Source organism: Promicromonospora sp. MS192, from assembly GCF_049532985.1.
Taxonomy (GTDB): Bacteria; Actinomycetota; Actinomycetes; order Actinomycetales; family Cellulomonadaceae; genus Promicromonospora.
The window spans coordinates 341,250-364,394 of sequence record NZ_CP186693.1; the positions used below are offsets into that span (position 1 = coordinate 341,250).

22 protein-coding genes are annotated in these 23,145 nt (G+C 73.7%); 15 read left to right on the forward strand and 7 right to left on the reverse strand.

The genetic code is table 11. The annotated features are described in order from the left end of the window. Positions 1–344 precede the first annotated feature (344 nt). The 6 genes from ACO229_RS01515 to holA all read left to right on the forward strand — a co-directional run bounded on the left by ACO229_RS01515 (position 345) and on the right by holA (position 7,459). On the forward strand, positions 345–1,292 hold the full coding sequence (locus ACO229_RS01515; protein ID WP_423463496.1) for a helix-hairpin-helix domain-containing protein: 948 nt from the start codon (positions 345–347) through the stop codon (positions 1,290–1,292). Continuing rightward, positions 1,289–3,850: a ComEC/Rec2 family competence protein gene (locus tag ACO229_RS01520; protein ID WP_423463497.1), complete on the forward strand. Its 2,562-nt coding sequence runs from the start codon at positions 1,289–1,291 to the stop codon at positions 3,848–3,850. Before ACO229_RS01515 ends, ACO229_RS01520 begins: the two co-directional genes overlap by 4 nt. A gap of 112 nt (positions 3,851–3,962) precedes the next feature. Next, on the forward strand, positions 3,963–4,829 hold the full coding sequence (locus tag ACO229_RS01525) for a hypothetical protein (RefSeq protein WP_397431040.1): 867 nt from the start codon (positions 3,963–3,965) through the stop codon (positions 4,827–4,829). A 14-nt stretch (positions 4,830–4,843) separates the two neighbouring features. Next, positions 4,844–5,545: a hypothetical protein gene (locus tag ACO229_RS01530; RefSeq protein ID WP_423463498.1), complete on the forward strand. Its 702-nt coding sequence runs from the start codon at positions 4,844–4,846 to the stop codon at positions 5,543–5,545. Beyond that, a complete protein-coding gene (locus ACO229_RS01535; RefSeq protein ID WP_423463499.1) occupies positions 5,542–6,408 on the forward strand; it encodes a neocarzinostatin apoprotein domain-containing protein in 867 nt (288 codons plus the stop codon). Before ACO229_RS01530 ends, ACO229_RS01535 begins: the two co-directional genes overlap by 4 nt. 43 nt (positions 6,409–6,451) lie before the next feature. Then, on the forward strand, positions 6,452–7,459 hold the full coding sequence (holA, locus tag ACO229_RS01540) for a DNA polymerase III subunit delta (protein ID WP_397431037.1): 1,008 nt from the start codon (positions 6,452–6,454) through the stop codon (positions 7,457–7,459). A 148-nt stretch (positions 7,460–7,607) separates the two neighbouring features. Here holA and rpsT read toward each other — a convergent pair whose 3' ends face one another. Further along, positions 7,608–7,868, reverse strand: coding sequence for a 30S ribosomal protein S20 (gene rpsT / locus ACO229_RS01545; protein ID WP_397411184.1), 261 nt, complete (start codon positions 7,866–7,868; stop codon positions 7,608–7,610). A 244-nt stretch (positions 7,869–8,112) separates the two neighbouring features. On the opposite strand from rpsT, the gene ACO229_RS01550 reads away from it, so the two are divergent. Beyond that, positions 8,113–9,237: a calcium:proton antiporter gene (locus tag ACO229_RS01550; protein ID WP_397431036.1), complete on the forward strand. Its 1,125-nt coding sequence runs from the start codon at positions 8,113–8,115 to the stop codon at positions 9,235–9,237. Positions 9,238–9,280: 43 nt separating this feature from the next. On the opposite strand, the gene ACO229_RS01555 is transcribed toward ACO229_RS01550, so the two are convergent. The 3 genes from ACO229_RS01555 to ACO229_RS01565 form a co-directional block, all read right to left on the reverse strand. Further along, the gene (locus ACO229_RS01555; protein ID WP_397411180.1) at positions 9,281–9,826 is read right to left on the reverse strand and encodes a type II toxin-antitoxin system PemK/MazF family toxin; all 546 of its coding nucleotides are present in this window, start codon (positions 9,824–9,826) and stop codon (positions 9,281–9,283) included. A 67-nt stretch (positions 9,827–9,893) separates the two neighbouring features. Then, positions 9,894–10,325: a type II toxin-antitoxin system PemK/MazF family toxin gene (locus ACO229_RS01560; RefSeq protein WP_397431035.1), complete on the reverse strand. Its 432-nt coding sequence runs from the start codon at positions 10,323–10,325 to the stop codon at positions 9,894–9,896. A gap of 42 nt (positions 10,326–10,367) precedes the next feature. Further along, positions 10,368–11,159 (reverse strand): alpha/beta fold hydrolase, encoded by a 792-nt coding sequence (locus ACO229_RS01565; RefSeq protein ID WP_397431034.1) that lies wholly within the window; start codon positions 11,157–11,159, stop codon positions 10,368–10,370. Positions 11,160–11,364: 205 nt separating this feature from the next. On the opposite strand from ACO229_RS01565, the gene ACO229_RS01570 reads away from it, so the two are divergent. After that, positions 11,365–12,255 carry an aminoglycoside phosphotransferase family protein gene (locus ACO229_RS01570; protein ID WP_423463500.1) on the forward strand — a complete coding sequence of 297 codons (891 nt, stop codon included), beginning with the start codon at positions 11,365–11,367 and terminating at the stop codon, positions 12,253–12,255. A 111-nt stretch (positions 12,256–12,366) separates the two neighbouring features. Further along, positions 12,367–13,155, forward strand: coding sequence for a hypothetical protein (locus ACO229_RS01575; protein ID WP_423463501.1), 789 nt, complete (start codon positions 12,367–12,369; stop codon positions 13,153–13,155). Between the two features lie 3 nt (positions 13,156–13,158). On the opposite strand, the gene ACO229_RS01580 is transcribed toward ACO229_RS01575, so the two are convergent. Continuing rightward, complete coding sequence (locus ACO229_RS01580; RefSeq protein WP_423463502.1) at positions 13,159–13,899, reverse strand: maleylpyruvate isomerase N-terminal domain-containing protein; 741 nt, start codon at positions 13,897–13,899, stop codon at positions 13,159–13,161. A gap of 226 nt (positions 13,900–14,125) precedes the next feature. Here ACO229_RS01580 and ACO229_RS01585 point away from each other — a divergent pair, with 226 nt between their 5' ends. Further along, a complete protein-coding gene (locus ACO229_RS01585; protein ID WP_423463503.1) occupies positions 14,126–15,529 on the forward strand; it encodes a hemolysin family protein in 1,404 nt (467 codons plus the stop codon). Further along, positions 15,526–16,572 carry a hemolysin family protein gene (locus tag ACO229_RS01590; protein ID WP_423463504.1) on the forward strand — a complete coding sequence of 349 codons (1,047 nt, stop codon included), beginning with the start codon at positions 15,526–15,528 and terminating at the stop codon, positions 16,570–16,572. The genes ACO229_RS01585 and ACO229_RS01590 overlap by 4 nt, the downstream gene beginning before the upstream one ends. Before the next feature lie 52 nt (positions 16,573–16,624). On the opposite strand, the gene ACO229_RS01595 is transcribed toward ACO229_RS01590, so the two are convergent. Continuing rightward, positions 16,625–17,179: a DJ-1/PfpI/YhbO family deglycase/protease gene (locus tag ACO229_RS01595; RefSeq protein ID WP_397411164.1), complete on the reverse strand. Its 555-nt coding sequence runs from the start codon at positions 17,177–17,179 to the stop codon at positions 16,625–16,627. A 126-nt stretch (positions 17,180–17,305) separates the two neighbouring features. Here ACO229_RS01595 and lepA point away from each other — a divergent pair, with 126 nt between their 5' ends. The 4 genes from lepA to ACO229_RS01615 all read left to right on the forward strand — a co-directional run bounded on the left by lepA (position 17,306) and on the right by ACO229_RS01615 (position 22,575). Then, entirely contained in the window at positions 17,306–19,168 is a 1,863-nt protein-coding gene (lepA, locus tag ACO229_RS01600) for a translation elongation factor 4 (RefSeq protein ID WP_423463505.1), read from the forward strand. Beyond that, a complete protein-coding gene (gene hemW / locus ACO229_RS01605; protein ID WP_423463506.1) occupies positions 19,169–20,434 on the forward strand; it encodes a radical SAM family heme chaperone HemW in 1,266 nt (421 codons plus the stop codon). Between the two features lie 115 nt (positions 20,435–20,549). Then, a complete protein-coding gene (locus ACO229_RS01610; protein ID WP_423463507.1) occupies positions 20,550–21,569 on the forward strand; it encodes a hypothetical protein in 1,020 nt (339 codons plus the stop codon). A gap of 91 nt (positions 21,570–21,660) precedes the next feature. Continuing rightward, the gene (locus ACO229_RS01615) at positions 21,661–22,575 is read left to right on the forward strand and encodes a hypothetical protein (protein ID WP_423463508.1); all 915 of its coding nucleotides are present in this window, start codon (positions 21,661–21,663) and stop codon (positions 22,573–22,575) included. A 75-nt stretch (positions 22,576–22,650) separates the two neighbouring features. On the opposite strand, the gene ACO229_RS01620 is transcribed toward ACO229_RS01615, so the two are convergent. Further along, the gene (locus ACO229_RS01620) at positions 22,651–23,142 is read right to left on the reverse strand and encodes a DUF4870 domain-containing protein (protein WP_397431025.1); all 492 of its coding nucleotides are present in this window, start codon (positions 23,140–23,142) and stop codon (positions 22,651–22,653) included. Positions 23,143–23,145 lie beyond the last annotated feature (3 nt).

The window sequence follows — 23,145 nt, forward strand, 5'->3', positions numbered from 1 at the left end:
CACGGCCCGGTCCGGGTTCGCGCGCTCTGTGCCAGGTCCGACGGCGGCACCCCGCTGAACTCATCGGTGCGCGCCGGACGAAGTTCGCGGGCCGGGCGCCGAGACCCTCCGAACGGCCACGGGCGGGCGGGAGGCCGACCACAGAGGCCGTCCGCGGGGGTTCGTGCACAGGCCGCCTGCCGACGCGGTCCGGGCGGTGCGGCTCGCGCCTAGCGTCCTGAGCCATGGAACCAGAGACCGCGCAGCGACGACCGCCCGACACGTGGCCCTTCAGTCCTGTGCCCGGCGCCGGGATCGTGCCCGGGGCCGGGCGTGTGCCTGCGCCTGGGGTTGATCGTGCGCCGGTGCCCGGGAACGTACCCGTGCCCGTGCCCGTGCCCGGGGACGGGCAGGAGCACGCACGCCGGGCCGACCTGCGGGCGCCGGACGACGACGCGGGCCGAGCGCCCGACCGCGTGGGCGGCGACGCGGACGAGCTGGTGACCCGCCTGCGTGCCCGCCGTTCCGCCACGGGCGTGGCGGCGGCCTACGCCGCGGCGCACGGGCACCCTGCCGACCCCCGCGCCGAGCAGGGTGCGCGCCGCTGGGCGCTGACGGGTACGACGGCGGTCGTCGCCGTGGTGGCGGTGCTCCTGCTCGGCCTGGGCGTCGCCACGCTCTCGTTCCGTGGTGACGGCGTGGTGCCCCTCGCGTCCGCATCCGCCGGCACCTCCGCCGGTCCCGGCGCTCAGGCCGGTCCGGACACCGGCGCCGGGTCGCCGAGCCCGCCGGAGAGCGAGCCCGGCTCCAGCATGCCCGGCTCCAGCACGCCCGGCGCGAGCACGCCCGCCGGCGGTCTGCTCGTCCACGTGGTCGGTGCCGTACGGAAGCCGGGTCTGGTCACGGTGCCCGACGGCGCCCGCGTGGCCGACGCCCTGCGGGCCGCCGGTGGCGCCACGGACAAGGCCGACCTGACCGCCGTGAACCTGGCCCGCACGGTGGTCGACGGCGAGCAGCTCGTCGTCCCCCGGCCGGGAGAGACGGCCCCTGGTCCCGCACCGACGGCCGGGGGCGCACCAGGCGCGACGGGTACGGGCGGGGGCTCCGGGGCGGGGCCGACGGTCGACATCAACACGGCCGACGCCCTGGCGCTGGATGCGCTGCCGGGCGTCGGGCCCTCGATCGCGCAGGCGATCGTCGAGTGGCGCGAGACCAACGGACCCTTCGCCGACGTGGACGAGCTCGAGGACGTGCCGGGCATCGGCCCGGCGACGCTGGACGAGCTGCGCGACAGCGCCCGGGTCGGGCCGTGACCGACCTGCGGCTCGCACCCGCGGCGCTGGCGGCCTGGGGAGCGGCGTGGCTGCTGACGGGGCCGGGGTCCGGGCTGAGCGGACCGGTGACCTGGTGGGCCGCGGTCGTGGTCGCGCTGGCCTGCCTCGTGACGGTCGCGGTGGCCGCGCGACGTCTCGCTGTCCGGCCCCGTCTCGCTGTCCGGCCCCGTCTCGCTGTCCGGCCCCGTCTCGCTGTCCGGCCCCGTCTCGCCGTCCCGCCCCGTCTCGCCCCGACGGTTCTCGCGCACGGCGCACTGGTCAGCGCCTGCGTCCTGGCGGTCACGCTGTCGGCCCACGTCCAGCTCTCCGGCCGGTCCCCGGTCGCCGACCTCGCCGAGCAGCGCGTGACGGTGACGCTCAGCGGCGTCGTCGTCTCGGAGCCCGAGCCGTTCTCGTTCGGTCCCGGGGGGCCGAGGCCCGAGGGAACCGGTCCCGGCGAGGTAGGTCCGGGCACCGAGCCCGCCTCCGCACCGGGCCGGTACCGCTGGGTGCTTGCGGCCCGCTCGGTCGACGCCCGGGCCGTCAGCACGGCGGCCGGCGCGCACGTCCAGGTCCTCTCGGGCCCCGCACCGCGCTACGGGGCAACGGTCACCGTCTCGGGCACCCTGCGTGCCGCCGACCCCGGCGCCCCGGACGCCGCACGCCTGACCGCGGGCGGCGCGCACGAGATCCGCGCCCCGCCGTCGTTCCTCGGCCTGCTCGACACCCATCGCACGGCCCTCCTCGCCGTCACTGACCCACTGGCCCCGCAGGCACGCGGGCTCGTGCCCGGTGCGGCGATCGGCGACACCACCCGGTTGCCGGCTGACCTCGCCGACGAGATGCGGGTGTCCGGGCTGAGTCATGTGACGGCGGTCTCGGGAGGCCACTTCGCCGTGGTCGTCGCCGTCCTGACCCTGCTCTGCTCGGCCGCACGGCTGCCCCGGTCGGCCCGGGTGGCTCTCGTCGCGCTCGCGGCGCTCACGTTCGTGCTGCTGGTGCGTCCGGAGCCCGCGGTGCTCCGGGCAGCGGTCATGGCGGCGTTCGCCCTGGCAGGCGTGGCCGCCGGACGGCCCGCGCAGTCGGCACCGGCGCTCGCCGCGTCGGTGGTGGGGCTGCTGGTCGTCGACCCGTGGCTGGCGCGTTCCTTCGGGTTCGCGCTCTCCGCGGCGGCGACCGCGGGGCTCGTGCTGCTCGCCGCACCGCTGGCCGCGCGGCTCGCCCCCTGGACGGGGGAGGTCGTCGCGTTCGCGCTGGCCGTCCCGCTGGCCGCCCAGGCTGCGTGCGGCCCCGTGCTCGTGCTGCTCGACCCGTCCGTCTCCACGGTGTCCGTGATGGCGAACGCGCTGGCCGCGCCCGCGGTGGTGCCGGCCACTGTGCTGGGGCTGGTCGCGACGGTGCTCGCGCCCTGGGTGCCCGTGCTCGCCGGGGCGGTCGCCTGGCTGGCGGGCTGCGCCACCTGGTGGATCGCCACGGTCGCCCACGTGTGCGCCACGCTGCCGGGCGCGACCGTGCCGTGGCTCGGCGGGCCACCCGGTGCGCTGCTGCTCGCGGGGGTCACGGGGCTCGTGCTCTGGGCGGCGCTGCGCGGTGCTCCCCGCCCGGGCTGGCCGGAGGCGTGGCGGGCGGCGGTCCGCTCCGGCGTGCGCGGAGCGCTCGGCCTGGGGCGACACGGGATGCAGCCCGTCCGCCCGCACGAGCTGCTCACGGCGCGGCGCCGGTCCGGTCCGGCCCTCGCCGCCGTGCTCCTGGCGGCGGGCACGGCGGTGGTCCTGGTGGTCGCGACGGCGGTGCCGCGTCTGGTCGCCCGTGGGGAGGCGCCGGAGGACTGGCAGGTCGCGGCGTGCGACGTCGGGCAGGGCGACGCGCTGGTGCTGCGCACGGGTCCGGCGTCGGCCGTGGTGGTGGACGTGGGACCGGCAGGGTCGGCGGCGGGACGTTGCCTCGACCGGCTCGGCGTCACGCGGGTGGATCTCCTGGTGCTCAGCCACTTCCATGCCGACCACGTGGGTGGCCTCGGCCCGGTGCTGGCCGGCCGGGAGGTGACGGCGGCCCTCGTGTCCCCCGTGGCGGAGCCCGCGGCGGGTGCCGCGGCCACGACGGCGGCGCTGGCGGCCGCGGGCGTGCCCGTGCGGCCCGCGCGGACCGGTGACCAGGGCGTGGCGGGCACCGTCGCGTGGCGGGTACCGCTCGCCGGGGCGGGTACGGGCGCGAACGACTCCAGTGTCGTGCTCGCCGCGCGCACCGCGGGCCTGGACGTGGTGCTGCTCGGTGACCTGGAGGACGCGGGCCAGGCCGCGCTCGTCCCGCTGGTCGGTCCGGCCGACGTCGTCAAGGTCGCGCACCACGGCTCGGCGGTGCAGTCGGCCGAGCTGGCCCGTCGGCTGCGTCCTGCGGTCGCGCTCGTCTCGTCCGGCCGCGACAACGACTACGGCCACCCGACGGACGAGGCGCTCGATCTGTACGCGGGCCTCGGGGCAGCGGTGGTCCGGACCGACGAGTGCGGCACGGTGGCGCTGGTCGTGCGCGGCGGGGAGGTGGGCCTGGCAGGCTGCTGACCGGCGGGGACCCACGAGACCGCCACGTCTCGCGAAACGTTGCGGATCCTGTCAGCGCGCCTACCGTGGGTGACGTCGGAGCGAGACCTTCGGCATCACGTGAGGGGGCTTCGTGATCGATATCAAGTCAACCGCCCGGCGGCACCGCCGGGCCATCGCGGTCGTCGCGGCGGCCGCACTGCTCGTACCGGTGGCGGCGCTCAGCGCCGTCGGGCAGGACCAGGCGGCGGTGGTGCTCCAGCAGCGGCAGGAGCTGCTGGCACAGTCCGTGGTCACCGACGTCTCCGAGGCCGAGCAGGTCGTCCACGTCGACGTCGCCCGGGACCCTGAGGCGGCGGACGCCTGGCTCGACGAGTCGGCGGACCTGCTGGACGGCTGGACGGTCGTCGTGGCGGGCACGGACGCGCCGTCGGGCGAGGACCGCGCGCAGGGCGACGCCGAGGCCATGGCGGGCGATCCGCCGTCCGGCGCGGGGGCGTGCCCCGAGGTGCCCGGCGGGCCACGCTCGCCGGAGGGTGCCACCACCCCGTACCTGGGCTGCGGCCCCGCGGCGTCCGTCCAGGCGACCGGCGGGCAGCAGCGGTCGGGCGGGCAGCAGAGCCTGGACGAGCAGCAGGCCACCGGCGCCCAGCAGGCGACGACGGGGCAGACGATCACCCAGGGACCGCCCCGCGCCACGCTGGCCCGGGCCGTCGACGAGGTGCTGGCCGCCTACCTGCCCGGTGCCGACCTGGCGCCCACCACGGTGCACCTGGACCACGGCGCGGCGACCGTCGACGTCGCGCCAGGGTTCGAGGAGGCGATGTCGGACGCCGGGGTGTACCCCGGTGACGTCTGGCAGGCGCTGCTGTTCACCGCGCACAGCAACGGTGCGCTCGACTCCGTGACGTTCACGGTCGACGGCGACTGCCTCGCCTTCGCCTACGCGACCGGGGGCGACATGTGCGCCCCGACCGACCTGCCCATCGAGCTCGGATGAGAGGGGGAACGACCGTGCGCAGGACGACCAGCACGATGCTCCGGCGGGTCCTGTCGGCCTCCGTCGCAGCGGTGCTCGTGACGGGCGGGCTCCTCGCCGTGGCCCCGGCGGCGTCGGCGGACGTCACCTACGTGCCCGAGAAGTGGAACGGCAAGGTGGTCTACCTCTCCCAGGCGTGCCACGACCGTGGGGACACGGTGTGCCACGACAACACGGGCTGCTCCGGGTTCAGCGAGAACCGCAACTCCTACCTCCTGGCGATGTCGACCATCCGTGAGACCGGGACCTCGCACCCCAACCTCCTGGAACGGGGCTACAAGGTGGTCCGCGGCGACGGGCTGACCCGCCAGAACATCGACAGCTCGAACCGCGTGGGGGCCGACGTGCACGTGCCCCTGCACTCCAACGCGATCTCGAAGGCGTGCGAGAGCGGGTTCTCCGCGTCCCGGTACGGCACGCACGCGATGTACGTGTCGACCGCGGGCCGGGAGTGCTCCCAGAAGCTGCTGTCGGCCGTCGGTCCGAGCAGCCCGGGCACGAACGACGCCCGGCAGTACCGCACCGACCTCGGCGAGCTCAACCAGACGAATGCCGTGGCCTGCTACCTGGAGCAGGAGTTCCACGTGTGGAACCGGGGGGTCTACTGGATGTGGAACCGTGACGCCTGGAGCTGGCGGATAGCAGCCGGCATCGACGCTTACCTGGGTTACCCGTGAGGCGCGCGCGACTGCTCGTGCCGGTCGCCGTCGTGCTGCTCGCGCTCGCAGCGTGCACACCGGCGCAGGAGGACCCGCCCGGCGCCCGCAGCACCCCGGGTGCCACCAGCGCCGACGGCGGTGCGTCGTCGGACCCGACGGAGGGAACGGGGGAGGGAACGGGGGAGGACACGCAGGACGGCGCCTCCGGCGAGCCGGCCCTCTCCGTGGAGCCGGCCGGCAACGCCTGGGTGGTCAGCGGCACGGGCTTCACCGGCGGCAACCAGTACCTGGTCCAGTGCACGGGCGGGACGGAGCCGGGGGCGAAGGCCCTCGACGAGTGCGACATGTCGACGCGCGAGCAGGTCGTCGCGGACGCGCAGGGCCGGATCGCCGCGACGCGGCAGGCCCGGGCCTTCGTCCACGTCGGCTCTGTGACCGAGGTGGACTGCGGCGCCGATCCGTGCACGCTGGCCGTCGCCGACCTGTCGGACCGGGTGCTCGCATCGGCCCCGGCCCCGTTGCCCGGGGACGCCGAGACGCCGGCCGCCCCGGTGCTGGAGCTGTCCGAGCAGGACCTGCAGGCGGACCGGGGCACCGTCACCGTGACGGGAACCGGGTATCCCGCCGGTGCGGTGGTCCGCCTGGCGCAGTGCGCCACGACGTCGGACGGCGGCGTGGACACCGAGAACTGCCTCTACGACGACGGCCGCCGCGTGATCGCGGACCGCTCCGGGTCCGTGGTGGCCAGGCTGCCCGTCGAGCGGCGCATCGACCTGGTCGGCGGTGGCACGGCGGACTGCGGGCAGGCCGGGGCCTGCGTGGTCGCCAACGCCCGGACCGACGGCGCACGCATGGCGGTCACGGACCTGCTCTGGGAGTGAGTTCTCCGGGGTGAGTGTGGGTGGCGCGTGGCAGGCTGTGTCCGTGCCTCCAGCGACCAAGCGACGTACCGCCACACCACCCGCCGGCCGCAGCTGGGACGAGCCGACCCTCGCGCCGGTCGTGCTCGTCCGCGGCGCCGAGCCGCTGCTGACCGAGCGCGCGGTGGACGGTGTGCTGCGACTCGCCCGGGAACGGGACCCGGAGGTGGAGAAGGTCGAGCTGGAGGGCGCCACGTACGGCGCCGGACAGCTCGTGGTCGCGGCCAGCCCGTCGTTGTTCGGCGAGGCCAAGGTCGTGGTGGTCCGGTCGGCGGAGGCCGGCACGGAGGAGCTGATGACCGACCTCATCGCCTACGTCGGGGCGCCGGACCAGGAGACCGTCGTCGTGGTGGTGCACGGCGGTGGGCAGCGCGGCAAGAAGATGCTCGACACGATCACGAAGTCGGGTGCGCCGGTGATGGTGTGCGAGCCGGTGGCGAAGGACGCCGAGAAGGCGTCGTTCGTGGCGGGGGAGTTCAAGGCCGCCCGCCGTCGGATCGACGCCGAGGCCGTGCGGGCCCTGGTCGACGCGCTCGGCAACGACCTGCGCGAGCTCGCGTCCGCCTGCTCTCAGCTCATCGCTGACACGACAGGCACCGTCACCGCCGGCACGGTGGACCGGTACTACGGGGGCCGTGTGGAGGCCACGGGCTTCCGGGTCGCCGACGCGGCCGTCGCGGGTGACGCGGGCTCCGCCGTCGCGCTCCTGCGGCACGCCCTCGACACGGGGCTGGACCCGGTGCCGATCGTCGCGGCCCTGGCGCTCCGGCTGCGCAACCTCGCCAAGGTCGCCTCGATGCGCGGTGGCGGGCTCTCGGCCAAGGATCTGGGCATGGCGCCGTGGCAGGTCGACCGCGCGCGCAAGGACCTGCGCGCCTGGACACCCGAGGGGCTCGCGGCGGCGATCTCCGCGGTCGCGCAGGCCGACGCCGACGTCAAGGGGGAGGCCCGGGACACGGTGTTCGCCGTGGAACGGGCGGTCATGACCATCGCCCGCTCCCGCCGAGCCTGACGCTGCCCCGCCGAGCCTGACGCTGCCCCGCCGAGCCTGACGCTGCTCCCGGCGCGCCTGATGCTGCCCCGCCGCACACCGCCCGCGCTTCAAGGCAAACGAATGACGCCGCCCACCCCGAGGGGCGGACGGCGTCAGACGAAGTGGCTCAGAGAGCAGCGACCTGCTTCGCGATGGCCGACTTGCGGTTCGCGGCCTGGTTCGCGTGGATGACGCCCTTGGCGACAGCCTTGTCGAGCTTGCGCGACGCGACGGCAAGGGCGACCGTCGCGGTCTCCTTGTCGCCGGCGGCGATGGCCTCACGCACCTTGCGGACGTGGGTCTTCAGCTCCGACTTGACGGACTTGTTGCGCAGACGAGCCTTCTCGTTCGTCTTGATGCGCTTCATCTGGGACTTGATGTTTGCCACGAGTGGACTTCCTGGTGTGTTCGCCGGATGGCGAGCGGATAGGTCGTAGAGGGCGGTCGCAGATCCGGGACTGGGGTGGGGACCCGTGGAGAGGAGCTGCGACTGTGCCCGCCGACCTGGGCGGACACGCGACCTCCAAGATTACCAGAGGGTCGCGCCCTGTACCGAACGGCCGGCTGTGACGGCGGTGACGTCCGCGCGCGGCAGAGAAGCGGTGCCGACGAGTCGCCCTAGACTCCGCACCATGACTACCGCGACCCTGAGAGGCCGATTCCAGTGGACCGTGGTGGTCCCCCTGCTTGCCCTGGTGCTCCTGGTGGTGACCTGGAGCAACCACGAGCACCCGGTCGTCCTGGCGGTCATCGGGGCGGCGCTGGTCGGTGCGGTGCTCGCGGCGGTCCACCACGCGGAGGTGGTCGCACACAAGGTCGGTGAGCCGTTCGGGTCGCTCATCCTCGCCGTCGCGGTGACCGTGATCGAGGTCGGGCTGATCCTCATGCTGATGAGCAGCGGGGGCGACGCGTCCAGCACCTACGCCCGGGACACCGTCTTCGCCGCCGTGATGATCACGTTCAACGGGATCGTGGGCCTGTCGCTGCTCGTCGGGGCGAGCAAGCACCGTCTGGTCAGCTTCAACGCGTCGGGCACCGGCTCGGCGCTCGCCACCGTGATCGCGCTCGCCGGCGTGACCCTGGTGCTGCCCCGCTTCACCACCTCGGCCGAGGGCGGTGCGTACACGCCCTTCCAGCTCGGCTTCGCCGCGGTGGCGTCGCTGATGCTCTACGGGGCCTTCGTGTTCACGCAGACCGTGCGCCACCGCGACTTCTTCCTGCCTGTGACCAGCGACAAGTTCGGCCGCGTCACGGGCGTCATCCGGGACGAGGACGGCGACGACCACGCCGACCCGCCGTCGGCCCGGGAGGCCTGGATCAGCGTGGTGCTGCTGCTCGTCGCGCTGGTCTCCGTGGTGTTCCTGGCCAAGATGCTCTCGCCCACCATCGAGCACACGGTCGCCGCGGCGGGTCTGCCCTACGGCGTGGTCGGCGTGGTGATCGCGTTCCTCGTGCTCGCGCCGGAGTCGATCGCCGCCGTGCGCAACGCGCTGCGCAACCGGGTCCAGACGAGCCTGAACCTCGCGTACGGCTCGGCGATGGCGTCGATCGGCCTGACCATCCCCAGCGTCGCCGTCGCGATGATCTGGATGGACGGGTCGCTCACGCTGGGCCTCGACCCGACGCAGATGGTGCTGCTCGCCGTTTCCGTGGTGGTGGCGATGCTGAGCATCGCGCCCGGCCGGGCCAAGACGCTCCAGGGCGTGGTGCACCTGGTGCTGCTGGCGGCGTTCCTGGTGGTCTCGATCCAGCCGTAGCCGCCCGGCCGCGGCGGGCATCGAGGCCGCGGCGGCCCGCCGGTCAGAGGGCCGCGACCACCCTGTCGAAGACCGCCTTGTCGAGGACGGCGCCCTCGCGCCGCACGGCGTCCGGGTGGATCCGGACCACCCGGTTCAGCCGCACCTCCGAGGGGCGGCCGGAGCGGTCCCACGCCCCGGTGCCGATGTCCATCCAGCGACGCCCGGCGCGGGCCTCCTGCTCGGCGTCGCGGTCGTGGTCCTGGCTGGTGAGCTGGAGGCCGAGCAGCCACGGGCCGTCGTTGCCCACCAGGAGCACGGGCCGGTCCTTGCCCTGGCTGTGATCCTCCTCATAGGGAACCCACGACCAGACCACCTCGCCGGGGTCCGGTTCGCCGTCGAGCTCGGGCCGGTAGACCGGGGTGACGGTGCCCACGTAGTCGCCGGGGTAGCCGTCGGTGTCGGGGAGGGTCCGGGTCGCCTGGCGCGTGGGCCGGGGCGCCGGTGCGGGCCGGTCACCGCCCGTGCGACGGTCGTTCTGGTCGAGTGCGGTGCGGGCCACGGCCTCGACGACGTCGCCGAGCAGCTTGAGCCACGGGTTCTGGGTCACGCAGGGCAGGGTAGCCCGACGTCGGCCCGCGGGCAGGCGGGGCGGCGCCGGGCGACCCGGCAGCGCGTCAGGTGAGGTCGAGCGCCCGGTCCATGTACTTGACGACCTCGTCGAAGACGTCCTGGTCGAGGATGTCGCCCTCGCGGCGCACGTCGTCCGGGTCGATCCGGACGACGCGGTTGATCCGCACCTCCGACTCGCGGCCGGAGGGGTCCCAGCGGCCCGTGCCGACATCCATCCAGATGCGGCCCGCCCGCGCCTCCTGCAGCGCGTCCCGGTCGTGGTCCTGGCTGGTGAGCTGGAGGCCGAGCAGCCACGGTCCGTCCTTGCCCACCAGCAGCACCGGCCGGTCCTTGCCCTGGCTGTGGTCCTCCTCGTAGGGGACCCACGTCCAGACGACCTCGCCCGGGTCGGGGTCGCCGTCCAGCTCAGGGTTGTAGAGGGGGTGGACGTCGCCCTCGTAGTCGCCGGGGTAGCTGTTGTCTGATGCGAAGGTCACGTCCGGAACCGTACCGGAACGGGTGAACCGCGCATCAGCGACTTACCCGGCGCATCGCCGGGCGAACCCCGCGAGCTCGGCTGCCATGGGTGCCGGCTCCCAGCTGTGCATCGCGCCCGGCACCTCCTTCTCCGTGCCCTCGCGGACGCCGGCCACGATGCTCGCCGCGGCCACGGGCATCTCCGGGAAGGTCTCGGCCCCGTACATCGCGAGCACGGGTACCGTCACCTGCAGCGTCCCGTCCTCCAGGGCCTGCTGCGCCCAGGCCAGCGACTGTGCGTCCGCGCGGTAGGCGGCGACCGTCCGGGCGAGGACGGGCCAGGCGGGCGACGCCTCCAGGCCGGCGAGCCATTCCGGCGGCATGTCCTTCATGTAGTGCCGCATGGCGTTCTCGTGGTCGCCGGCGTCGAGCAGGCGCTCGATCTCGTCGGCCCACGCCCGGGTGGTCGCCGCCGGGTCGCCCAGGGGCGCCTCCCAGAGGGCGAGGCCGGTCACGGGCAGTCCTGCCGCGGCGGCCCGCAGGCTCACCGAGCAGCCGGACGAGTGCCCGACCAGCACGGCCTTCCCGCCCGCCACGTCGATCATCGCGGCGACGGCGGCCAGCTCGCGGTCGAGGTCGAGGCGGCCCTCGGCGGGACTCTGGCCGCGCCCGAGCCGGTCGAACGTGACGGTGGTGAACCCGGCGTCGGCGACGCGCCGGGCCGTCTCGGCCGTGACGGGGTCGTCGGCCCGGTCCGGCCCGGCGCCCGTCACGAAGACGAGCGCGGGCCCGGTCCCGCCGCGCAGGTCGTAGGCGACACGGTCGCCCTGGCTGGTGGTGGCGAAGTCGGTCATGCCACGTCCGACGACGACGCCCCGCCGAACTCATCGACGGCGGCCGGACATGGCACCAACCGACGCGTACCGAACGCAGGTTTCCTCGCCCCATGACCGCCGAGAGAGCGACCAGCCCTACGTTCGACGGCGGTAACTGCGGAATGTTGGGTGCGGGCCCGAAATTCCGTCGACCGGGTCTTCCTCGCGGTGCCACGGTGGGGCCATGCGCCTGCACGACGACGAGGTCGTCTCCACCCCGGAACTCGTCGATCGCCTGGTCACCGAGCAGTTCCCGCGCTGGGCGCACCTCCCCGTGACGCCCGGGCCCGCCGGCGGCACGGACCACCACCTGTTCCGGCTCGGCGACGACCTGCTGGTCCGCATGCCCAAGATCGCCTGGGCCCAGGACCACGCCCTGGCCGACGCCCGCTGGCTCCCGCACCTGGCCGAGCACCTGCCCGTCGAGGTCCCGGCGCCCCGGGCGGTCGGCGAGCCTGGCGCGGGCTACCCGTTCCGCTGGTCGGTGGTGCCCTGGCTGGTGGAGGATCCGCCCGCACCCGGTGACCTGAGCCGTGCCGGCGTCCGCGACCTCGGCGAGCTCGTCGCGGCCCTGCGCACGGTCCCTGTCGACGGCGGCCCCGTCAAGGACGGCACCTCGCGCGGCGTCCCGCTCGCCCGGCTGGACGACGACGTCCGCGCTGCCGTGCTCGCGTCCGGCGACCGGATCGACGGCCCCGCCGTGACCGAGGCGTGGGAGCGGTCGCTGGCAGCACGCCCGGCGGCCGAGGGCCACTGGATCCACGGGGACCTCCTGCCGGGCAACCTCCTGGCTCGCGGTGGCCGGCTGACCGGTGTCATCGACTGGGGCGCCATGGGCGTCGGCGACCCGGCGGCCGATCTGATCCCCGCCTGGGGTACCGGTCTGACCGCCGCCGAGCGTGCCGACTTCCGGGCGGCGGCGACCGACGGGCTGCCCGACCCGGACGACGCCTGGGAACGGGGCCGCGGCTGGATGCTGGTGCAGGCCGTGATCGCCCTGCCGTACTACTGGGACCGCTGGCCGGCGTTCGCCCGGGCGAGTCAGGCCCGGATCGCGGCAGTGGTCGGGGCCTGAACGCCGACCTGTGCGGGACGCTCGTCTCCTTTCGTGTACAGGGTGGGCGCTCGGCGGTACGGTCGCGACGCACGTCTGACGTGAGCGGCAGGGACACCCTCGAGGAGAGTCATGACAGGAATCATGCGCAGGTCGGCCGTGCTTGTCGCGGGGGTCCTGGTGTGCGCGGTCGCGCTCGGCGCGAGTCTCGTGCGCCCGCCCACCGGGAGCGCTGCCGTCGCGGACGGCCTCGACGTCACCCTCAGGAACGACGCCGGCAACGTCTACACGATCGGTTGCCGGTACGACGCCGCGTCGCCGAACTGGTACGGGTCCGAGATCGAGACGACGAGGTCACCCGACCTGTGGTACCCGGTTGACGGCGGAACCGTCCAGAGGTGGCGCCTCGGGTTCCGCCGCACGGGCGACGCGTCCGCCGAGGGCGGCCGCTGCGTGACCGGGACGTCGACGACGTTGCGCGGCTCCGGGGACTTCTCGGCGCACGTCTACATCCACAGCAACGTGATCGACTCCGTCGGCGTCTTCACCGTGGCCATGATGCCGGAGGTGTTCACGGTCGAGGAGGAGCTCGACCTGTTCGTCGCCAACCTGCTGGAGGACGGGGTCAAGAAGGTGAAGATGGGCACCCCGGGCATGTCTGTCGGTGTGCCGCTCGCCGACGTCGATCAGCAGTGGATCACCGCACGGCTCCAGAAGCGGGGCGCGACGTGCAAGTTCTCCGTCGTCAAGGCTGACGGGGCCACGCTGGACCTCGGGACTCGCGAGTGCCACAACTCCCCGACGTCCGGCCGTGTCGTGGTGAATGCCCGAGCGCGGAACGGCAGCAGCTTCGACCCCAGCTTCGTCACGCTCGACGAGGTCCGGTGGGTCAAGAAGGACCCGGGCGACCCCTTCTCCTGATGCCTACGGCACGACCGGCTCGGCCAGCGCCGCCTCCAGGTCGGCGCGGTCGCCCTCCACGGTGAGCCCTGCCTCCGCCGGCGTGAGCCGGTGCCAGAGCATCAGCGCGAGCCCCTCGGCGGACCCGGAGACCACGACGCCGGGCGACACCTCCTCGGCGCGCTGCCCCGGGGCCCCGAGCACCCACGCGGGTGTGCCGGCCACGTCGGTGGCCACCAGGGACACCGGGTGCCGCAGCGGTTCCATGCGACCCAGGCCGACCTGCCGGGGCTGGAGCACGGTCACCACCTCGTCGACGCCGTCCGCCCACACCTCCGGCTCGGCGTGCGCGAGACCCAGGGTGCCCGCTCCCGCGGACGCGGCCAGCAGGTCGTGCAGGTGCACGAGCGTCTCGTGCACCTGACGGCGGTGCCAGAACCGTACCGGCCCGGGCCCCAGGGGCTCGGGGTGGGCCAGCACCCGCGCCGTCGCGTCGGGCGGGAGCTCGGCCAGGGCCCGCCGCAGCGTGGCCGCCTGGGCGGCGTAGTGCGGTGCGAGGTCGAACGGGCCCTCGCCGAGCGGCTCGGTGTCCACCCGGTAGGCGTTGCTCGCCGCCCAGCGGTGCACGCCGGCGAGGTGCTCGACGAGCTCGCGCACCGTCCAGTCGCCGCACGCGGGCACCCGGGCGGCAGGGTCGGCGCCGGGCAGGGCGGCGAGAAAGTCGCCCTGGAGGCGGGCCAGCAGCGACAGGTGGTCGAGGGTCATGTGCGGAAAGGTACCGCCCGCCACCGACACGACCGGGCGGGCTCCGGATGACGAGCCGGGTGAACCGTGGAACCGTAGGGACACCTGGGTCGTTCTCCACGCGACGTACCCCGGCGGACCTGCCGAGGGGCAGCGCCAGCACCACACAGTGAAGGATCATGGACGCAGACAGTCATAGTCCCCGCCCAGCCGTACGCCGTAGCACACCGGGCCGGAGGTGGTGGCGTTGAGCTGGGTGATCTCCCTCCTGCTGGGCGTGCTGGTGATCCTCGCGATCACCGCCGCGACGGGCTACTTCGTGGCGCAGGAGTTCGCGTACATGGCCGTCGACCGAGCCCGGCTCGCGGCCCGTTCCGAGAACGGCGACGCCGGCGCCCGCCGGGCGCTGGGCGTGACGCGCCGCACGAGCTTCATGCTGTCGGGCGCGCAGCTCGGCATCACCGTCACCGGCCTGCTCGTCGGCTACGTCGCCGAACCGCTGGTCGGTGAGGCGCTGGGCGAGGCGCTCGGCGGCGTGGGCGTACCGATGGGCACTGGCATCGCGATCGGTACCGTGCTCGCCCTGGTCTTCTCGACGCTCGTCCAGATGCTGTTCGGCGAGCTCGTCCCCAAGAACCTGGCCATCGCACGGCCCGAGCCCGTGGCCCTGTGGCTCGCCCGGTCCACCACGGCCTACCTGGCCGTGTTCGGCTGGCTGATCAAGGTGTTCGACGCCGCGTCCAACGCCCTGCTGCGGCTGCTGCGCATCGAGCCGGTGCACGACGTCGAGCACTCGGCGACCGTGCGCGACCTGGAGCACATCGTCGCGGACTCGCGCGCCAGCGGCGACCTGCCCGACGACCTCTCGGTGCTGCTGGACCGCATCCTCGACTTCCCGCGGCAGGACGTGGAGCACGCGATGATCCCGCGCGCACGCGTCGACGTGGTGCACACCACCGACCCGCTGACCCAGGTGCGCGAGCTGATGGCCCGCGGGCACTCGCGCTACCCCGTGGTGGACGACGACGGCGAGGTCGCGGGCGTCGTCCACCTCGCGGACCTGCTGTCCGCGGGCGGGCACGAGCCCGGAGGCGTCGCGGACCTCATGCGTCCTGCTCTCGTGCTGCCCACGTCGATGGGGCTGCCCGACGCCCTGCGCGAGCTGTCGGCCACGCGGAACCAGCTCGCGTGCGTCGTGGACGAGTACGGCGGGTTCGCCGGCGTGCTCACCGTCGAGGACCTCGCGGAGGAGCTGGTCGGCGAGATCACCGACGAGCACGACGACGAGATCGATCCCGTCACCGCGGCGTCGGACGGCGTCTGGGTGATGGCGGGCGACGTGCACCTGGACGAGGTGGAGCGCGCCGTCGAGCGCGACCTGCCCGAGGGCGACCACGAGACGATCGCCGGGCTGGCGATCGCCGCCCACGGCACGCTGCCGGCGGCGGGCGACGTGGTCGACGTCGTGCTGCCTGCCGACCCGGCCGACCTGGTCGCGCCGGAGCCGCACCCGGCCGAGGCGCTGCGGATCGAGGTGCTGGAGGTGGAGCGGCACGTGCCGTCCCGCGTGAAGGTCACCCTGGTCGAGGCCGAGCAACCGCAGGACGTCGCGACCCAGAGCGCCGCGGCGCACGGGGAGGAGACCCGATGAGCAACCCCTGGGTGGTCCTCGCCGCCACCGTCGTCATCATCGCGCTGAGCGCGTTCTTCGTGGCCGTGGAGTTCGCGCTCCTGGCGGCCAAGCGGCACCGCCTGGAGGACGCCGCGCCCACCAGCCGCTCCGCCCGGGCCGCGCTGCGCAGCGCCAGCGAGCTCACCGTGCTCCTGGCAGGCTCGCAGCTCGGCATCACGATCTGCACCTTGGCGCTCGGTGCCATCACCAAGCCCGCGGTGCACCACTGGCTGACGCCGGTGTTCGAGACGTGGGGCGCCCCGTACTGGGCCGCCGACGTCGCGGGCTTCGTGCTGGCCCTGGTCATCGTCACGTTCCTGCACCTGGTGGTGGGGGAGATGGCGCCCAAGTCGTGGGCCATCGCCCACCCCGAGGCCAGCGCGACGATGCTCGCGCTGCCGATGCGGGCGTTCATGGTCGTGACCCGGCCCGTGCTCGTGGCGCTCAACGGCGCCGCGAACTGGTGCCTGCGGCGCGTGGGCGTCGAGCCCGCGGACCAGGTCGCCTCCGGGCAGGGGCCCGACGACCTGCGGCACCTCGTGGAGCACTCCGCGAGCGTGGGCGCGCTCGACGTGGCGTACTCCGACCAGCTCTCGGGCGCGCTCGACCTGCGCCGCCTGACCATCGAGGACCTGCTGGCCGGCCACGCGGCGCCGTCCGCCGTCGGGCACGGGGCCACGGCCGCGCAGGTGCAGGAGGCGTCCCGCGCCTCGGGTCACCTGCGGATCCTGGTCGAGGGCGACGGCGGTCGGCCGGAAGGCGTCGTGCACGTGCGCGACACGCTCCTGCTGGCCGACGACGCGTCCGTCGCGGACGTGACCCGGCCGGTGTTCGTGCTCGAGGCGGACGTGCCGCTGCACACGGCCCTGACGCGGATGCGCGAGACGGGCAACCACCTCGCCGTCGTGCCCCGGTCGGACGGCGACGGCCCGGCCGGCCCCGCGGTCGACTTCGGCGTGGTCACGCTCGCCGACGTGCTCAACCGGCTGCTGCCCCGGACCACGGCGGGACAGCTCGCCTGACGGCGTCGGACCCGGGCGGCCGGTCTGTCCTCGGACAGGCCGGCCGCCCGCGTCACGGGGCCAGTGCGGCGTCGACCTCGCGCAGGAAGTCGGGCAGGTCGCCCGGGTTCCGGGACGTGATGAGCGGGAACCCGGCGCCGTCGTCCCGCACGACCGGCTCGTCCACCCAGGTGCCGCCCGCGTTGCGCACGTCGGTGGCCAGGGAGGGGTAGCTGGTCAGCGTCGCGCCGTCGACCCGGCCGGCCTCCACCAGGAGCCACGGTCCGTGGCAGATGGCGGCCACGGGCCGTCCCGAGGCTGCGAACGCCTCGGCGACGGCCACGGCCGGGCGCTGGAGCCGCAGCGCGTCCGCGTTGATGGTGCCGCCGGGGACCAGCAGCAGGTCGAAGCCGGCCGGGTCGACGGCGTCGAACGTCGTGTCGGGTGCCACCGCCTCGCCCGGCTTCTCGTCGCCCACCAGGGTGCGGACGTCCTCGCCGGAGACGGCGGCGAGGGTCACCACCGCGCCGTGGTCGCGCAGGTGGCGCACCGGTACGAGCAGCTCGTCCTGCTCGACGCCGTAGTTCGTCACGATCGCCAGCACTTGCTTTCCGGTCAGGTGAGACATGGTCGTCCTCCGTCGGTCGGGGTCGCTGTCCCTCGACCGTAGGCACGCACGTCCCCCGCTCGCACGGGACGTGGGAGAATGGAGGCTGGCCCTCTTACGACCACACCACGACGGAGCGAGATCGCTTTGCCCATCCCCGGTCCCACGCTCGCGGCGCGCATCCAGCCGAACGCCACCGCGCCCGAGCTGATCCGCAACTTCTGCATCATCGCGCACATCGACCACGGCAAGTCCACCCTGGCCGACCGCATGCTCCAGCTCACCGGCGTGGTGGAGGCGCGCGCCATGCGCGCGCAGTACCTGGACCGGATGGACATCGAGCGCGAGCGCGGCATCACGATCAAGTCGCAGGCCGTGCGCATGCCCTGGGAGCTCGACGGCACGCCGCACGCCCTGAACATGATCGACACCCCGGGCCACGTGGACTTCACCTACGAGGTCTCCCGGTCGCTCGCGGCGTGCGAGGGCGCGGTGCTGCTGGTGGACGCGGCGCAGGGCATCGAGGCCCAGACCCTGGCCAATCTCTACCTGGCCATGGAGAACGACCTGGAGATCATCCCGGTCCTGAACAAGATCGACCTGCCCGCGGCCCAGCCCGAGAAGTACGCGGAGGAGCTCGCCAACCTGGTGGGCGGCGACCCCGACGAGGTGCTCAAGGTCAGCGGCAAGACCGGCGAGGGCGTCGACGCCCTGCTCGACCGGATCGTCCAGCGCGTCCCGGCCCCGGTCGGCGACGCCGACGCCCCGGCCCGCGCCATGATCTTCGACTCGGTGTACGACACCTACCGCGGTGTGGTCACGTACGTGCGCGTCGTGGACGGCAACCTGAACCCGCGCGAGCGCATCACCATGATGTCCACCAAGGCCAGCCACGAGCTGCTGGAGATCGGCGTCATCTCGCCCGAGCCCAACCCCACCAAGGGGCTCGGCGTGGGCGAGGTCGGCTACCTCATCACGGGCGTGAAGGACGTGCGCCAGTCCAAGGTCGGCGACACGGTCACCAACCAGGCGAAGCCCGCCAGCGAGGCGCTCGGCGGGTACAGCGACCCCAAGCCCATGGTGTTCTCCGGCCTCTACCCGGTGGACGGCTCGGACTACCCCGACCTGCGCGACGCGCTGGACAAGCTCAAGCTCAACGACGCCGCGCTGAACTACGAGCCGGAGACGTCGGTGGCGCTCGGCTTCGGGTTCCGCGTCGGGTTCCTCGGCCTGCTGCACCTGGAGATCGTGCGCGAGCGCCTGGAGCGCGAGTTCAACCTCGACCTCATCTCGACGGCCCCGAACGTCGTCTACGACGTGACGCTGGAGGACGGCACCGAGGTCAAGGTCACCAACCCGAGCGAGTTCCCGGGCGGCAAGATCAAGGAGGTCCGGGAGCCGGTCGTCAAGGCGACCATCCTGATGCCGAGCGAGTTCGTGGGCACGGTCATGGGCCTGTGCAACGAGCGGCGCGGCGTGCAGCTCGGTATGGACTACCTGTCCGAGGACCGCGTGGAGCTGCGCTACACGCTGCCCCTGGCCGAGATCGTCTTCGACTTCTTCGACCAGCTCAAGTCCCGCACCCGCGGCTACGCCTCGCTGGACTACGAGCCCAGCGGCGAGCAGAGTGCCGACCTCGTCAAGGTGGACATCCTGCTGCAGGGCGAGCAGGTGGACGCGTTCAGCGCCATCGTGCACCGCGAGAAGGCGTACGACTACGGCGTGCTGATGACCGGCAAGCTCAAGGAGATCATCCCGAGGCAGCAGTTCGAGGTGCCGATCCAGGCCGCGATCGGCGCCCGCGTGATCGCCCGCGAGACCATCCGCGCCATGCGCAAGGACGTGCTCGCCAAGTGCTACGGCGGTGACATCAGCCGTAAGCGCAAGCTGCTGGAGAAGCAGAAGGAGGGCAAGAAGCGCATGAAGAACATCGGCTCGGTCGAGGTTCCGAAGGACGCCTTCATCGCCGCGCTCTCCTCCGACTCGGCGCCCAAGGACAAGAAGAAGTAGGTGCCTGCTCTTCCTCCGGGCGTCCCCGTCCCGGACGACGGCGCGCTGCCCGACTGGGTGCGCCCGTCGTCCCCGGACGCCGGCCGGCCGTTCGGTGTGTACGTGCACGTCCCGTTCTGCACCGTGCGGTGCGGGTACTGCGACTTCAACACCTACACGGCGTCCGAGCTGGGCGGCGGCGCCAACCAGGCCGCGTACGCCACCACGGCGCTGCGCGAGGTCTCGCTCGCCCGTCGCGTGCTGGCCGACGCCGGGCGTGCGCCCGGCGCGGTCTCCACCGTCTTCTTCGGCGGCGGCACGCCCACGATGCTGCCCGCCACGGACCTCGCCCGGGTGCTCGACGGCGTCCGCGACGCCTGGGGGCTCGCCGACGGCGCGGAGGTGACCACCGAGGCCAACCCGGACTCGGTCACGCCCGAGTCGCTGCGGGTGCTGGCCCACGCCGGGTTCACGCGGGTCTCGTTCGGCATGCAGTCGGCGGTGCCGCACGTGCTGGCGACGCTGGAGCGCACCCACGACCCGGCGCGCATCCCCGACGTCGTGAGCTGGGCGCGGGACGCCGGGCTCGACGTGTCGCTCGACCTCATCTACGGCACCCCCGGGGAGTCGCTGGCCGACTGGCGCGCGAGCGTGGAGGCGGCGCTGGCCACCGGGGTGGACCACGTGTCCGCGTACGCCCTGGTGGTGGAACCGGGCACCAAGATGGCCGCCCAGGTGCGGCGCGGCGAGGTGACGCTGCCCGACGAGGACGACCAGGCCGCGAAGTACGAGCTCGCCGACGACCTGCTCACCGAGGCGGGCCTGCGCTGGTACGAGGTGTCGAACTGGTCCCGTCCGGGCCACGAGTGCCGGCACAACATCGGCTACTGGCGCGGCGACGACTGGTGGGGCGTGGGGCCGGGCGCGCACAGCTACGTGTCCGGTCCGGACGCGGCGCAGGAGGCCGGCGTCCGCTGGTGGAACGTGAAGCACCCGCGTGCCTACGCCACACGGCTGGAGGCCGGGCAGAGCCCGGGCGCGGGGCGTGAGCTGCTCACGCGCGGCGAGGCGCACCTGGAACGGGTGATGCTGGGCGTACGGCTGCGCGAGGGCCTCGACCTCGGTGTGCTGACCCCGTCGGGGCGCACGGCGGTGGCCGGTCTCGTGGCCCGCGGGCTGCTCGACGGGCGTGCCGCGGTCGGCGCCGGGGACGGCGGGCCGCGGGCCGTCCTGACCCGCCGCGGGCGCCTGCTGGCGGACGCTGTGGTGCGTGACCTGACGTCCTGAGAGCCCGGCCGCGGCGTCGCCGGTGGTTTGTTTGCGCGGTAGGCGAAACCGTCGCTACCTTGTGCCCGTTCACAGGGTGAGGGGGCGGCCCGGCCGCCTGGCGAGGGGCACGCGCATGAGCAACACCGACGGTGGCTGGAACCCGCAGGACCCGTACTCGCAGGATCCGTACTCGCGAGACCGCTACTCGCGAGACCCGTACGGACAGCAGCCCCGGCAGCCCGAACCGTTCGACCCGTACGGTCCGCGCGATCCGTACGGCCGCCCGGCCAACCCGTACGGGCGGCCCGACTACCAGCCCCGGCAGCCTCCGGCGCAGCCCGGGCAGCAGGCATGGCCACCGGAGCAGCCGCCGGCGCAGCAACCGGGGCAGCAGCCCGGCCGGGCACCTGGTCAGCAGGGCCTCCCGCAGTACTCGGCCGTCCCCGACCCGGAGCCGGCGCACGGGCTCGTCGAGGAACCGCCGACGGTCGGCCGGGCGTGGCGCTGGGCGTGGAGCGCGTTCGGCGCGAGCTGGGGCACCTGGGTGCTGATGAGCGTGCTGCTGGGCGTGGCGCAGGGCGCCGTCGTGCTCGTGTTCAGCCCGTCCGCCCTGGACGGCATCCTGAACGCGACCGACCCGGCGGCCGTCGACGCCGCGCAGGCGGCGGGCCGGACGATCACCGCCAAGGGGCTCGCCGCCGCGGGTACGGCGGTGTGCTTCCTGCTCCAGGCGCTCCTGTACGCCGGTGCCCTGGCCGCGACGCGGAACCGCCGTGTCCGGTTCCGCGACTTCTTCCTGCTGCGCGGCTTCGGCGGTCTGCTGGGGTACGCGGTGATCACCGGCGCGCTCGGCTTCGTCAGCACCGCCGTGCCGATGGTGGGCTGGCTCGTGCAGGTCGTGTTCACCCTGCTCCTGCTGCCGGTTCCCTTCCTGCTGCTCAAGGGGGCCGGGTTCGGCAGAGCGCTGGGCGGCGGCATCGGGCTCGTGCTGGCGCACCTGCCGGCCACGCTCGGGGTGTACGCGATCTTCGCCGGCCTGGGCGTCGCGTCGGTCGTCACGTGCGGGCTCGGGCTGGTCGTGGTGGCACCCGCGATGCTCCTGGTAGGGGCCTACCTCGTCCAGCGGTGGACCGGCGAGGGCGTGCACCCCTGACGCACGGATAACAACTCGGTAGTTCCGCGTGCGGTGTTGCGGAGAAAGGGTGAAGGTGGGGTCGGATCACTGACCACCAAGGGGAGCCCCTATGACCGAGAACACGCCGCAGAACCCGTACGAGCCCCAGCCGGGCGGCCCGACGCCGCCCGAGGGCGGCCCCGCCCAGCCGCCGTCGGGCGGCGCCACGCCCCCGCCCGCAGGTGCCTCGCCCTCGCCGTACGACGGCCCCGCGCAGCAGCCCCCGAGCGGGCCCACGCAGCCCCCGGCCTACGGCGGCCCGACCCAGCCGCCCGCGTACGGCGGTCCGGGCGGAACCTACGGGACGCAGCCGTCCGGCCCGTTCTCCGTGGGGGAGGCCCTGAGCTTCGGCTGGCGCCGGTTCACGGGCAACTGGCTGTTCTGGGTGCTCTTCACGCTGCTCACGTTCGTCATCGGCCTGGTCTTCAGCTCCGGCTCGTTCGGGGACTACCAGGAGATCAACGAGGCGGCGATGCGCGGTGACATCAGCACCTCGGCCGCGGCAGGCGTGTCCACGGGCAGCTCACTGCTCCAGCTCATCGGTTCCCTGATCACCGCCGTGCTCAGCGCCCTCGGCATCAACGCTGCGCTGCGTGAGGCGGGTGGCGAGAAGGCCACCTGGGGCACGCTCTTCAAGGTGAACAGCTACGGGATGATCATCCTCGCGGCGCTCCTGCTGTTTGCGGCGAGCATCGTCGGCGCCGTGCTGTGCGGTCTCGGCCTCATCGCCGTGGCGATCTTCGCCGTGTTCACCTACCACAACGTGGTGGACCGCAACCTCAACGCGTGGGAGGCCTTCACCGGCTCGTTCCGCCTGGTGGGCAAGAACTTCGGGGCCGTGTTCCTGCTGGAGCTCGCGCTCTTCGGCATCAACATCGTGGGCGCACTGCTGTGCGGTCTCGGCCTGTTCGTCACGATCCCGCTGGCCACCCTCGCGCTCGCCTTCGCGTTCCGCCGCCTGACCGGCGGCCCCGTCGCGGCCTGACGCCAGGCGCTCCGCCCGGGGACGACGACGCCCCCTGACACCGGTCCGCCGGTGGCAGGGGGCGTCGTCGCAGGCTCACTTGATGAAGCGGATGTTCACCGGGTAGCGGTACGGCTCACCACGGCCGTTCGCGACGGCCGCCAGGATCTGGAACACGACCACGGCGATGAACGCGAGGTAGACGATCGCGCCGATCCCGAAGGTGACGGCGGAGATGATCGCGGCCGCGATGTGCGCGATGATCACGGTGATCTGGAAGTTCAGCGACTCCTTGGCCTCCTGCTCCACGAACCGGCTCCGGTCCTTGAGCACGAGCCAGATCACCAGCGGCGCGATGAAGGCGACGAGGAACGGGCCCACCTGGGCGAAGATGGCCCACATGCGCTCGTCCGACGGCGTGAGCGGCTGCGGCTGGTACGGACCGTTGCCGTAGGCGGGGCCGGGCTGGGGCTGACCCTGGTACGGGGAGGAGCCGGGCTGCGGTGTCCCGTAGGCGGGGCCCGGCTGCGGCTGAGACGGCTGGCCGGGCTGCTGGGGCGGCTGCGGCTGCTGTGGGTTCTCGGACATGGC

Excerpts from the sequence above, each read along its gene's own strand:
- ACO229_RS01550 (WP_397431036.1), top strand. The coding sequence starts at position 8,113 with ATGACTACCGCGACCCTGAGAGGCCGATTCCAGTGGACCGTGGTGGTC.
- ACO229_RS01565 (WP_397431034.1), bottom strand. The coding sequence starts at position 11,159 with ATGACCGACTTCGCCACCACCAGCCAGGGCGACCGTGTCGCCTACGAC.
- ACO229_RS01570 (WP_423463500.1), top strand. The coding sequence starts at position 11,365 with ATGCGCCTGCACGACGACGAGGTCGTCTCCACCCCGGAACTCGTCGAT.
- ACO229_RS01575 (WP_423463501.1), top strand. The coding sequence starts at position 12,367 with ATGACAGGAATCATGCGCAGGTCGGCCGTGCTTGTCGCGGGGGTCCTG.
- ACO229_RS01580 (WP_423463502.1), bottom strand. The coding sequence starts at position 13,899 with ATGACCCTCGACCACCTGTCGCTGCTGGCCCGCCTCCAGGGCGACTTT.
- ACO229_RS01590 (WP_423463504.1), top strand. The coding sequence starts at position 15,526 with ATGAGCAACCCCTGGGTGGTCCTCGCCGCCACCGTCGTCATCATCGCG.
- ACO229_RS01595 (WP_397411164.1), bottom strand. The coding sequence starts at position 17,179 with ATGTCTCACCTGACCGGAAAGCAAGTGCTGGCGATCGTGACGAACTAC.
- ACO229_RS01610 (WP_423463507.1), top strand. The coding sequence starts at position 20,550 with ATGAGCAACACCGACGGTGGCTGGAACCCGCAGGACCCGTACTCGCAG.
- ACO229_RS01615 (WP_423463508.1), top strand. The coding sequence starts at position 21,661 with ATGACCGAGAACACGCCGCAGAACCCGTACGAGCCCCAGCCGGGCGGC.
- ACO229_RS01620 (WP_397431025.1), bottom strand. The coding sequence starts at position 23,142 with ATGTCCGAGAACCCACAGCAGCCGCAGCCGCCCCAGCAGCCCGGCCAG.